A 12,949-nucleotide genomic window follows, 5' to 3' on the forward strand; every position below is an offset into this window, starting at 1 on the left:
TATGGGCTATTACCTATTGATAATTAAGTTCGAGGCGATTTTGCCGCCAAGCGAATAGGCTTCATCGAGTTTTTTCTCGTCGTCTGAAACCATACCAATATTCCATCCTGAACCGGCATAAGTTATTGTCCCGCAGTTTTCGACTTCGACCCATTGGAAAAAACCGGCAATGACCTTACGGGCATATTCGAATTCCTGACGCTCGCCGCCAACCAGGACCATAGCTCCGACTCGTTTACGGCTGATGATCCTTTTAAAATGATGTCCGCTTTTGCCATCGAAATCCGGCGGGCGAAGGCAGTTACAACGATCAATAAAGAGCTTGGCTTGGGCCGAGACGGTGTCGAAATAGATCGGCGAGCCGAACAGAATAATATCGCAATCAAGCAGTTGTTCATAAACCTGGTATATCTCATCATGGAAAAAGCAGTATTCCGGTTCGGGACTTTTGCCGCATGATTGGCAGGGGAGATACTGGTAGTTGTTAAGTCGGATAATTTCATTGGAAACCGGTTGAACGGAGCCGTTAATGATGCCATCGGCAATTCGTTCGAGCAGTATTTCGGTCGAACCGCTTTTAATCGGACTGCCGATCAGAGTCAGAATATTGATCATTTAGTTTCTCCAGCTCCTCGAGATTATTATAGAGTTTTATCAGGGTTTCTTCAATCTCGGATTTTTGTCGGGAGACCTCGGCCAGTTTCTGCCAATCCGATTTGGGAATATTATACAGGATATCTTTTTCCAGTTTTTCGAGGGTCTTCTCATGGTCTTGGATTTTGGACATGGTGGAACGAAGTTCCTTTTTGAGCCGTCCTTTGGTCTGGGAAATTTTTTTAAAATCGGCATATTGTCGCAGGCGTTCGGGGTCGGTCGTTTTTTTGACGGTGATTTCCTTTTCGGCTTTTTTTTTACCCCGGTAATAACTGTAATTACCGTTAAAGATTCTGATCCGACCGCTTTCAATAGCGGCAATACGGTCGGCCACCTGATCGAGGAAATAGCGATCATGGCTGACAATAAGCAGAGTGCCGTCGAAATCGCGCAGAGCCTCCTCAAGGGCCAAGCGGGAATCGATATCGAGGTGATTGGTGGGTTCGTCGAGAATCAGGAAATTAGTCGGTTTGAAAAGAAGTTTGGCAAGGGCCAGTTTAGTTTTTTCGCCGCCGGAAAGGACGGAAATTTTTTTAAAAACATCCTCACCGGAAAATCCAAACCGGGCCAAGTAATAGCGCAGGGCTCCCGCCTCGGCGGTCGGTTCGACCATCCAGATTTCATCGAGAACGGTATTACTTTCATCAAGGTCGGCCAGTTCCTGGTCGAAATAGGCCGGATCGACTTTCTGCCCGATTTTAATCGAGCCTTCCAGCGGTTCCAGTTCCCCCAGAATAGATTTGAGAAAAGTTGTTTTGCCGGTTCCGTTGGCACCGATCAGGGCCAGCCGGTCGGAGCGGTAAAGATTTAAATCGACCTCGCGTATAACAGCATGATTGCCATAGCCGAATGAAGCCGAATCGACCGCCAGAACCAGGTTAAAGGACCGCTGGCCCGAGGCGACCGAGAACGACGGAGCAATATATTCCGACTGGGGTAATTCGATGCGTTTGATCCGGGAGAGATATTTTTGCCGCGATTGGGCCTGTTTGGTTTTCTGGCCGGCCATATTGCGGCGGATGAAATCCTCGATCCGCTTAATTTCCTCCTGCTGGTGGCGGTACTGATGGTGCAATTGATCGATCCGTTCGCGCCGTTCGATAAGGTATTTATCGAATCCGTTGAAATACTGATTGATTTTTCGGGCGGAAATCTCCCAAACCTTTTCAATCGTATTGGAGAGGAAGGTGCGGTCGTGGGAAACGATTATATAGGCCCGGTCAAGGTTTTTCAGATATTCCTCAAGCCAGATGGTGGAGTCTAAATCGAGATGGTTGGTCGGCTCATCAAGCAAAAGCAGATTGCTCTGTCCGGCCAGAACCCGGGCCAAAGCGGCGCGGTTTTTTTCGCCGCCGGAGAAATCGCTGAGACGGTTGTGGAAGCGGTTTTCGGGGAAGCCGAGCCCGACCAAAACTATTTTAATTTCGGCCTCCAGTTTATAACCGCCGGCGACCTCGAAACGATGCTGAAGCTCGCCAAGTTTTTCGAGAAGGTCATTGTCATCAGGAGAATCGCTTAGACGGCGGCTGAGACTCTCGATTTCAGCGCGCATGGCGATCAAATCGGCACGGGCATCACAGACAAAATCGAACAGGGTTTTATCCCGGTGCGATTCGAACTCCTGTTCGACATAGGCAATACGGCAATGTTTGGCGCGGGTAATCTGGCCGCTGTCGGGGCGCATACGCCCAGCCATGATTTCAAAAAGAGTGGTTTTACCGATTCCGTTGGGTCCGACCAGGCCAATCCGGTCGGTTTCGTTGACGGAGAAAGAGAGATCGTTAAACAGCAGGCGGTCTTCGAACTGCCTGGAAATATTTTCACCGGCGATCAGGGTCATTGTTCTTCGGGATCGGGTTTACTCTCTCGCGCAAAAACCATTTCCACTGCCATGATCAAAATGGCCGCCCAGAGGAAGATTTTCCAGAGTTCTCGTCCAAACCGGGCTTCCGATATCAGGGCGGCTGATGATTTATTATAAGGAATCGTGCGTGATTTTTCAATTCCCAGGGCGGTTTCGAACCGGGCCATATCAGCCGCGGCCAGATCGCCTTCGGCTGATGTCAGGTTGACCGGGAAAATATCCACCAATTTGTCACCACTGCGGAGCTGATAAATACCGGGTTGATCAATCGGCCGGCAATCGTAAACCACCTGACCGGGTTGTTCGGTTCCGGCGATTTCATAGGATCGGCCGTCCGGCGTGACCATGGTTACTGTTCCGTAGATTGTTCGGCGCGAGGAAATCGACCGCATGACGTTTTCACCCACGAAATTATCGATTTCGAATTCGCCGACATCACCGGACAGATATACCATCGTACGAATGACAAAGGGAACAAAGAAAGAGTGGGAGGCAATATCAGTATAACGCGGGATAATTGGCGCGGTCATCATGATGATTTTGCCGAGGCCATAACCGGATTCGATAAGAGCCGGGAGTCCCCCGGAAAAATAAGCCAGATCCCGGTTGGGCCCGTTATCCTCGAATTGCGGCAGAGCAAAAAACCGGAAAACGGGCAGGGAATCTTTCCGGAAATTATCGAAGGCCTTAAAGATGGGGTGAGTGTAATCGAAACGTTCCAGAGTATAGTAACCGGTTCCACTGAAGGAAGCCGGAGGAGGCTGTAAATATTTAACCCCCATTTTGTTTCCGAAATTCTGATTAAAAGCAGCCGGGTGCATGGCAGCCCCGGCGATTATAAATAAGCCGCCGCCATTGTCAACATAAGTGAGAAGCCGCGAGCTTTCCACCGCGGCCAGCCGATCGACCCCGGCCAGGACAATAACATTATAATCACGCAGTTTCAGGGATGCCAGTTGGGAGGGGTCGGTCATTTTAACCGACCAGTACCGGGCCAGTTTTTCCGAAGGCACGAGAGCCAGTTTCAGAAGTTCACCGCTGTTGTCCCCATCGACTATCAGGACATTGAATTGCTCGGGCAATTGGAAACTGAAATAGAATTTATTATCAGGCAGAAAACCATCGTCGGACAACTCCACCCAGCCATAATGGAAGGATGGTTTCTGGACGGTGCTTTTGAAGGCGATGGTTTCTTTGGCCTTTTCATTGAGTTTCAATTCCGACTGCACTACCCGGAGATTATCGAGAAAAAGCGAGGCTAAGACCTCAGATTTGGAGAAATTGTCATAATTTTTGACGGGGGCGCGAACGGTGAAATCCGAGCCCACTTCGATCAACTGCCCCCCCAGATCAACACCGATGATACCGCAATTACCATCGGTTTCAAGAGGTAAATCGACAAAATAGACGGTCATCCCGGAGGCGGCGGTATCGGCTGTTTCCGGCAGAGAGCTGGCCTGGCGGTCGGTAATCAGGTACAATTCCTTATTCAGGTTATGAGCGCTATTCAGGAGTCTGGCGGCCTGGTTATAAGCTTGGCCAAGAATCCCGGTGTCGTATCCGGGTTCGGTTTCGTTCAGGATTTTCTCCGCGATATCGCGGCTGAAAAATCTTTCCCCGGCCGGGAAATAAGTTTGTCGGTCGAACGGAATCAGGAGGAGCTCATCGGCCTCCCCGAAATTTCCGAGAATATCGGCGGCGGCGCGCTTGGCCAAATCATACAGGCGGCCGTCTTTGACTTGCCGTTGCATCGAGGCTGATTTATCCAGAAGAATGACAGCTGAAACGCCGGCATGAGACCCGACATAACCTCCCTTGGAAGCCGGGCGGGCGAAGGCCAGGACGGCGGTCAGGATAATCAGCATCCTGAGTAAAAGCAGTAGAATCTGCCTGATTTTGAGACGGCGGACCTGGCGTTTCTGCATTTCTTTGAGATGACGAAGTGAGGAGAACTCCACCACCTTGACTTTTCTTTTCGAAAAGAGATGAATCAGAAGCGGGATCAAGGCCGCGGCCGCGGCGATCAAGACAGCAGAATTCAGGAAGTTGAACATGTGAATAGTATACGCAAGTTATTTTTTGTAAGGTTGTTCGAGATAATGTTGACAGAGATCGCGGTGGTACGAAGCCACACCCGGCCCCAGACCTTCACGATAGTATTCCATGGCCCGATCGCGGTCATTCATCAGGTCGTACAGGCGGCCAAGGTAAAGAGCGATTCGCCCGAGATAAAATGTTCGCTGTTCGGTAAACCGGGCCACCTCGAGATATTGCCGCGCCTCATCGTACCTTCGCAAACCCATCAGGGCCATCCCAACCCGGAGTTTCATGGCCGGATCCTGCGGCACTTTTTGCATCAAGTCGGTGGCCGACAGCAAAGCTTCCTTATAGTTTTCTTCAACTTTAGCGGAGTCGCGGTATTTACCGGGAGTATCATAAAGTTCTCCGAGAAAAAGTAAATACTCAATTTTCCCGGCCACGGTTTCTTCTTGAATCAACCCCTTCCGTGCAAGATCCAGAGCCAGGGCAGTATCACCCTTAATCAGGCGAATCATGGCCATTTGAAGAAGGGCGGTGGAGTAGGTGCTGTCGGAGGCCAGGACGGTATCCATTAATGTCCAAGCATGATCATATTCACCATTGATCATGGCCAGATTGCCCAAGATCAGATAGTACACCGTTTTGGCCGAGTCGATTTTAAGAAGTCGGCGATAAGCTTCTTCGGCCCGGTAATAATGGCCGTACTGATAACAGGTCGTAGCCAGTTTACGCCAGGTGTCGAGTGAATCAAAGGAATTTTCGTCATATTGAGTCATGACTTCCAGGTATTCCAGTTGCAGGTCGCTTCGGAAAAGAGCATTGGCTTTGCCGGCATAAAGATCAAACAGGTTTCGATTCAAATGCAAAGTATCCAGGTAATGAAGCCATTCGGCTTCCAGTGAATCAATGGGAAGGCCGTAAATTTCGGTTATATTTCGCATCAGGGTGAGATCATCGGATTTTTCGTACAGCTTCCGAACGCTGCCGATTCCCCTGCTGTCGGCCAGGAATTTGACAAATGAGGCCGCGATGATTTCAGCCCGGTCCGGATCGGCATTATAATATCCGCTCGTGGTCAGAAGCTGTTCCGGTATGGGGAAGTCGCCGGCCTTTTTGATTTTTTTCATCTTATAGGTGACGAAATCGAAATACCCGGCCAAACCCTCGACCAGAAACGGCGGGGCATATCCCCAGAGATGCATCAGAAGAACCATGTTGGGAAGGATGGCATCGACCGAAGAGAAGGACAGGTTATGGATGGCGTATATATTCGATCGTCCGGGGTCGATGGCATAACCGAAGCGCTTATCCCAGTGAATTGTCGGCACGGCGCAGGGGGCGATATGGAGATCGATCTTACCGGGTGCATTGATATCGAGCGCATGACGGAACTGGGTGATATCGGCCTCGAGATAGTTTTTTATATTATTCCAGAAGTGATCGGCCAGCGAGCCAGGGACATAGTAGATATTGAAATGCGAGGACGGATCCATTTTAAAATCGCCATCGCGGCCTGGATCATAAGGGCAAAGGACAGTGTCGATATCGACATGGTGACGGGGGCTGATAAGGAGTTGATAGACCGATCCGTTTTTGCCGGGGATATTGTCCATGCGGGCCGGAAGATTAAATTCTATCCGATAACGCTCGCCCAGATTGAATGGATCGCGGCCGATTGTCACCAGATGGCCGGTGAAAGTCACCGATTGGGAGTCGGCCGTTTCAATATTGAGATCGAGGGTCATATTGACCAGGGAGGTATAAAGCCGGCGGCCAATCACGGCCTGAACGGTATCGCGGGTGATTTCGAAGTATTTGTCGAGAGCCGCCGGTTTCTGGCGGACAATGAGCTCGAATTCAACCCCGTTGGGCGCGGCGGTTGCAATTGCAGATGACAGGCCAGTTGAGCCGACAAATAAAATTATTGAAGCCAGGCAGTATAATATTTTCTTCATAATTCCTTTTACAGCCGGTCCCGTGTCAGGATGAAATTAACTTTCATCCAGGACGATTCTTCTATCTTTCAGGACCGGCAGAACCGCGATGGAATCGGCCTCGGTTGCCAGCCTTACATCGTCATCAAAACCGATCTGCTTTAAATAACGGCCATGCTCGCCGTGGGCGATAGTCTGTTTCAGCCGGTCTTTATTAGAACGATAGAGAAGCAGAGCCAGCGAGGCCGCATCATTCAACTCCATATCCAGATTTTCGCCGATCAAAAGGCGTTCAATCAACATCCCGCCGCAGAGAGTATCCTCAATCGAGAAATCGCCTTCCTCGCCGGCACAGATTATTGCCACATCCTGTCCGGCCTCGGCCACTTTTCGGGCCACTCTGGATATATTCACCAGGCCGGCAGTGATAATCAGTTTGGAGGCGTTGGCCCGGGCATAACCCTGAGTGCCATTTGAGGTGGTCAGAATAACCACTTTGCCTTTGACCCGCTCTTCGGTATATTCCAGGGGTGAATTGCCGAGATCGAAATTGTCGATCTTTATGCCTTTCCGTTCCCCGCCAAGGATGGTATCCTCGACACCCAGTTTGGAGCGCAATTCGGCGGCTTCACCGGGGCGCTCCACCGGAATAACGGCTCTTGCCCCGGCCCGGAGAGATTGACAGATGGTGGTCGAAGCCCGAAGGACGTCGATCATCACCAGCGTTTTTCCGGCCAGACGTTCCTCACTGACCGATCCGGGAATGAGAAATAATTCGGTACGCATTTACCTGTGGGAACCCTCCTTGTAAAACGGCGGTTTGACCACCACCGCCGGAAATAGCTTATCCCGGATTTTTATATTGACCTGACTTCCGATTTTGGTCAGATCCAGGGGTAAGTAGCCAAGGGCAATCGGTTTTTGCAGGCTGGGGGAGAAGATACCCGAAGTCACCTGGCCGACTGCTTTGCCTTCATGAACCAGATCATAACCGTGGCGCGGAAAGATTTTTCCGTCCATTTCGAGACAGATAAGCCGCCGTTTCGGTTTTTCTTCTTTTTGCCGGGCGATAATATCGCGGCCGATGAAGTCGCCCTTATCGAGGGTGATAATCCAGGCCAGGCCGGCCTCGATAGGAGATGTGGTCCGGTCTATATCGTTACCGTAAAGAGCCATTTTCATTTCCAGACGAAGCGAATCGCGAGCGCCCAGACCGATCAATTTCATATCATATTGTTTTCCGGCCCGGATGGCCATAGCCCAGATATCATCGGCGATTTTGCCCGGAATATAAATTTCCATGCCGTCTTCGCCGGTGTATCCGGTTCGTGACAGCAAAACCCGGTGCGCGCCCATTTCTACCATCGCGGAGTGATAGTAGGAGAGGTTTTCGAAATCATAATCGGACATTTCCGCAACGACTTTGTGGGCATTGGGACCCTGGATGGCCAGCAGTCCGTAGTCATCGGAACGGTTCACCAGCGACACATCGCCTTCAAGATGAGATTCGAGCCAGTCGAAATCCTTGTCCAGGTTGGCGGCGTTGACAACCAGCATGAAGCGATCCTCGAGACGATAAACCAGCAGGTCATCGACAATTCCGCCATCATCATAGCACATGCATGAATACTGAATCTCCCCGATGGATAGTCGGGAGACATCATTAACGGTCATCTTTTGCAAAAAGGCAAGGGCATCCGGCCCGGAGATGTCGAATTCTCCCATGTGAGAGATATCGAACATGCCGACATTGTTTCTGACCGCGAGATGTTCTTCGGTCATGCCGGTGTACTGGACAGGCATGATATAACCGGCAAAGGGAACCATTTTGGCCCCGGCTTCCATGTGGTAACGATAGAAGGGGGTCTTTTTTGGTTCGGATTCGGATTTATTTTCTGTCATCAATTATACCTTCAGCTAATTATTTATTTGCCACCGGCCCTGGTGTAATTGAGCAGGCCGCCGGCATTGATAATCTTCCGCTGGCGCGGGTTCAAATCAATTTTCAAATAGTAGGTTTCATTTTTGGATTTATTGACAATCTCAAGTTTGTCGGAGTTGCTGACGTTATCTTTGAACCGGGGCACCTCGAGCGTATCACCCTGGCAGATTTTATCATAATCGGCCGGATCGGCGAAGGTGACGGGAAGAATTCCGAAATTAATCAGGTTGGCCAGGTGGATACGGGCGAAAGATTTGACCGCCACCAGCTTGATCCCGAGGTACATGGGTGCCAACGCGGCATGTTCGCGGGAAGAACCCTGACCGTAATTTTCGCCGCCGATAATAAAACCGCCGCCTTTTTCCTTGGCCCGTTGGGCGAAATCGGGATCGATCACATGATAGACGAATTCCGAAATCTTGGGAATATTGGAACGAAGGGGCAGGATTTTAGCCCCGGCCGGCATGATATGATCGGTGGTGATGTTGTCTTCGACTTTCAATATCACTTCACCGGTATAGGTTTCAGGCAGGGCGATATTCAGAGGTAGTTCGGCGATATTGGGACCGCGGATAATTGTGACTTTAGCCGGAGTCTTTGAGGGCGGGATAATCCCCGAGTCGTCGATTTTGATTGTCTTGGGTAGAGTTATCCGGGGATATTTGCCCAATTTTCTGGGATCGGTGATAGCCCCGGTGAGCGCCGCGGCAACACATGTTTCCGGACTGGCCAGATAGGCTTTGGCGCTTTTAGTCCCGGTCCGGCCAAGGAAATTGCGGTTGAAAGATCGAACCGAGACTCCCTCGGTGGACGGAGCCTGACCCATTCCGATGCACGGTCCGCATCCCGATTCGAGAATTCGGGCCCCGGAGGCAATAATATCGGTCAGCGCGCCGCTGGCGGCGATAGCCTCGAAAACCTGTTTGGAACCGGGTGAAACAGTCATCGACACATTGGGATGGACCTTTTTCCCCTTGAGCAGTTTGGCTACGATAGTCAGATCGGCCAGGGAGGAATTCGTGCAACTACCAACACATACCTGGCAGACACCGATATTTTTCAGTTTGGCAACCGGGGTGACATTATCGGGCATATGCGGCTGAGCAATCAGAGGTTGCAGTCTGGCAAGATCGATTTTAATTATGCGGGAATAGGTGGCATCCGGATCAGCCTCCAGTTTACGGAAATCTTTGCCGCGTTTTTGCCATTTCAGGAATTGCCCGGTTTTTTCATCGGAGGGGAAAAGGGAGGTGGTGGCGCCCAATTCAGCCCCCATATTGGTGATAGTGGCTCGTTCGGGAACGGACATCCCGGCCACACCGGGACCGCCATACTCGATAATTTTGCCGACGCCGCCTTTGACCGTTAAAATTCTCAGAACTTCAAGGATAACATCTTTGGCGGTCACAAACGGTTTGAGTTTTCCGGTCAGATAAACATTGATTATTTCCGGCATTTTCAAGTAAAAAGGGCCGCCGCCCATCGCCACCGCAACATCAAGTCCCCCGGCTCCCATGGCAATCATTCCGATACCGCCTCCGGTTGGGGTGTGAGAATCGGAACCGAGCAGGGTCTTGCCGGGGACCCCGAACCTTTCCAGGTGTACCTGGTGGCAGATACCATTACCAGGGCGGGAGAAATAGATGCCATATTTGGAGGCTACGGACTGGAGGTACTGGTGATCATCGGCGTTCTCGAAACTGGCCTGAAGCATATTATGGTCGACATAGGACACCGACACTTCGGTTTTGACCTTATTCATACCCAACGCTTCGAACTGCAGGTAGGCCATGGTCCCCGTAGCATCCTGAGTCAGAGTCTGGTCGATTTTTATGGCAATATCTTCGCCGGGAGCCATCTTTCCGGAGACAAGATGTTCGGCAAGGATCTTTTCCGCTAAGGATTTACCCATTACATTACTCCTTTTTTACTCGATTTCTCCAAATTTACATAAGAAACAGCACCCCGGGTAAAAGTCAATACAATATTTGGGATAATGGATTGGGGGCTACCGGATATGACGAGAACGGTAATTTTTGGGATTAGGCAGAATGAAATTTCTGGTTTTTTTGGGGAAATTCATGTTTTTATGTATTAAAATCGGACCAAGGTAATCTAAGAGGTGAATAGGATGGACATACTTGAAGTGAAGACACCTGCGAAAATAAATTTATTTCTGCGTGTATTAGGTCGGCGAGCCGATCAATACCATAATATTTACTCCTGGTTTCAGGCCGTAAGTCTTTATGATATATTGACATTTGAAAACACGTCGATCCCCGGCATAAAGTTGAAAACGATCGGCGAATACGGCGACCGAATTCCGGTTGATGATGGAAACCTGATTATCAGAACGGCTCGATTTATTTTTAGGGAATATCGTCTTGGGAGCGGCTTGAAGATTAATCTGACCAAAAATATTCCCGTGGCCGCCGGAATGGGCGGCGGATCATCGGATTCAGCGGCGACCATTTTCGCCATTAATCAGATGTATGATTTAGACTTAAGTGTGTCGGATATGAAATCGTTGGGGGCGAAATTTGGCTCGGATATTCCCTTTTTCTTTTCAGGAGGTCAGGCCGAAGTGACCGGAAGGGGAGAGATTATAGATGAAATCAAGCTACCGCTCGATTATGCCATCGTGTTGGTAATTCCAAATATAGCAATATCGACGACCGCCAGTTACGCGGGTCTTAAAATGGCCTTGACAGGCCGCAGGGATGATGTTAAGTTGCCTGAGCCAAAGGGTTTTTCGGATCTGGTGCACTTGATCCGCGGGGTTGGGAATGATTTTGAGGAAAATCATTTTCAGAATTACCCGGTACTTAACAAAATCCGTGCTGTTTTGACAGACTGTGGTTCCATTTTGACCCGTATGAGCGGTTCCGGTCCGACTGTTTTCGGGCTGTTTGAGAAAATGCCCGAAAAGGAAGACCTGAATCGATTGCAGAAGGATGACTGGAAGATATATCCGGTTTTTCCGACAGCCTGGCCGGTTGCAGGATAGATATTACAAAGACCTTTGCCGGGAGGATCGAACGTGGAAATCACAGAGATTCGGATTATTTTGAGGGATGAGGATAAGCTTAAGGCATTTGCCAATGTGACGTTTGACAACGTTTTCGTGGTTCGCGGCCTGAAGATTATATCCGGCAACCGGGGGTTGTTTATCTCAATGCCCAGCCGCCGGAGGCCGGACGGTTCTCATCAGGATGTGGCGCATCCGGTTAACAATGAGACCCGGCAACTGCTGGAGCAGCGAATTCTGGCCGCCTACGAGTCCGAAGTCAAGAACAACAACGTATTGAATTATTAGTGCCCTGGGGCGTCGTCAAGCGGTAAGACACAAGCCTTTGGAGCTTGCATTCCCAGGTTCGAATCCTGGCGCCCCAGCCATAAGTGATTATGGCGACGGGTGCCTTCTTCCCGAAATATCGAAAAGCTGCCAATTCAAGGCTGAGCCGGCCGGTTCATAATTATCCAAATAATCGTTTGCCAAATTGAAGCTTTATTATTATACTGTTAAACTAAGAAATTTCAGGGATTTATGATGGCGGAATTAAAACTTATTACCGGTAATGCCAACCGACCGCTGGCGGAGAAAATCGCCAAGTATATCGGGGTAGATTTAGCCGCATGTGAGGTGAAAAGATTTTCTGACGGCGAAGTGTTTGTCCAGATAAACGACAACATTCGCGGGGCGGATGTATTTATTATTCAATCGACCAATCCTCCGGCCGAGAACCTGGTGGAGTTATTGATGTTGATTGAGGCTTCGCGCCGGGCTTCCGCGGCCAGAATAACAGCCGTGATACCGTATTTCGGATATGCCCGTCAGGATCGTAAAGATCGTCCGCGGGTTTCGATAGCGGCCAAGTTGATGGCCAACCTGATAACCACGGCGGGCGCCAACCGGATAATAACCATGGACCTGCATGCTTCGCAAATTCAGGGGTTTTTCGATATTCCGCACGACCATCTGTATTCGACCCGGGTTTTTCGGGATGTGGTTATGGCTTTTAATCGCGAGCCTGTGGTGGTGGTATCACCCGATGTGGGTTCGATAAAGATGGCGCGGGCTTTCGCCAAACATTGTAAGGCCGACCTGGCCATAATTGATAAGCGACGGCCGGCACCGAATTTTTCGGAAATCGTCAATATTATCGGTAATGTGGAAGGCAAGAATATAATCATCCGCGATGATATGGTTGATACGGCGGGTACCATGACGCAGGCGGCGAATGCGATTGCGGAAAAGGGAGCCCTGGAGATTATGGCCATCTGCACGCATGCCGTATTATCGGGGAGCGCCATTGAACGGATCAATGATTCAGCCATTCAGAAAATTTATATATCCGATTCATTGAATCTTGAGAATAAGCAGTTATCCGAAAAGTTTGAGGTTTTGACCTGCGCCAATTTGTTCGGCGAGGCAATAATGAGGATTTCCGGGGAAAAATCGGTATCCTCTTTGTTTAATGATTTTCCCGATTGAATACGTAAATAATTTATTGG

The 12,949-nt window shown here is 49.9% G+C and carries 10 protein-coding genes and 1 tRNA gene; 4 read left to right on the forward strand and 7 right to left on the reverse strand.

Annotated elements, in window-relative coordinates; translation table 11 throughout:
- Positions 1-9: 9 nt before the first annotated feature.
- The 7 genes from JXQ28_13975 to JXQ28_14005 are packed head-to-tail and all read right to left on the reverse strand — an operon-like array spanning position 10 to position 10,346.
- Entirely contained in the window at positions 10-615 is a 606-nt protein-coding gene (locus JXQ28_13975) for a flavodoxin family protein (protein ID MBN2278840.1), read from the reverse strand.
- Positions 578-2,494 carry an ATP-binding cassette domain-containing protein gene (locus JXQ28_13980; protein ID MBN2278841.1) on the reverse strand — a complete coding sequence of 639 codons (1,917 nt, stop codon included), beginning with the start codon at positions 2,492-2,494 and terminating at the stop codon, positions 578-580. Before JXQ28_13980 ends, JXQ28_13975 begins: the two co-directional genes overlap by 38 nt.
- Positions 2,491-4,572: a VWA domain-containing protein gene (locus JXQ28_13985; GenBank protein MBN2278842.1), complete on the reverse strand. Its 2,082-nt coding sequence runs from the start codon at positions 4,570-4,572 to the stop codon at positions 2,491-2,493. The genes JXQ28_13980 and JXQ28_13985 overlap by 4 nt, the downstream gene beginning before the upstream one ends.
- A gap of 18 nt (positions 4,573-4,590) precedes the next feature.
- A complete protein-coding gene (locus tag JXQ28_13990; GenBank protein ID MBN2278843.1) occupies positions 4,591-6,513 on the reverse strand; it encodes a hypothetical protein in 1,923 nt (640 codons plus the stop codon).
- A gap of 36 nt (positions 6,514-6,549) precedes the next feature.
- Complete coding sequence (locus JXQ28_13995; protein ID MBN2278844.1) at positions 6,550-7,278, reverse strand: 2-phosphosulfolactate phosphatase; 729 nt, start codon at positions 7,276-7,278, stop codon at positions 6,550-6,552.
- Entirely contained in the window at positions 7,279-8,394 is a 1,116-nt protein-coding gene (gene gcvT / locus JXQ28_14000; GenBank protein ID MBN2278845.1) for a glycine cleavage system aminomethyltransferase GcvT, read from the reverse strand.
- Between the two features lie 23 nt (positions 8,395-8,417).
- Positions 8,418-10,346, reverse strand: a complete 1,929-nt coding sequence (locus JXQ28_14005; protein ID MBN2278846.1) for an aconitate hydratase — start codon at positions 10,344-10,346, stop codon at positions 8,418-8,420.
- A gap of 219 nt (positions 10,347-10,565) precedes the next feature.
- Between JXQ28_14005 and ispE the strand changes: the two genes are divergently transcribed.
- The 4 genes from ispE (at position 10,566) to JXQ28_14025 (ending at position 12,929) form a co-directional block, all read left to right on the forward strand.
- Positions 10,566-11,441, forward strand: coding sequence for a 4-(cytidine 5'-diphospho)-2-C-methyl-D-erythritol kinase (gene ispE / locus JXQ28_14010; GenBank protein MBN2278847.1), 876 nt, complete (start codon positions 10,566-10,568; stop codon positions 11,439-11,441).
- Between the two features lie 33 nt (positions 11,442-11,474).
- Positions 11,475-11,750 (forward strand): SpoVG family protein, encoded by a 276-nt coding sequence (locus JXQ28_14015; GenBank protein MBN2278848.1) that lies wholly within the window; start codon positions 11,475-11,477, stop codon positions 11,748-11,750.
- Between the two features lie 5 nt (positions 11,751-11,755).
- Positions 11,756-11,830: transfer RNA gene (locus JXQ28_14020), tRNA-Gln, on the forward strand.
- Between the two features lie 151 nt (positions 11,831-11,981).
- Entirely contained in the window at positions 11,982-12,929 is a 948-nt protein-coding gene (locus JXQ28_14025; GenBank protein MBN2278849.1) for a ribose-phosphate pyrophosphokinase, read from the forward strand.
- Positions 12,930-12,949 lie beyond the last annotated feature (20 nt).

The organism is Candidatus Zixiibacteriota bacterium (genome assembly GCA_016933955.1).
GTDB lineage: Bacteria > Zixibacteria > MSB-5A5 > GN15 > PGXB01 > JAFGTT01.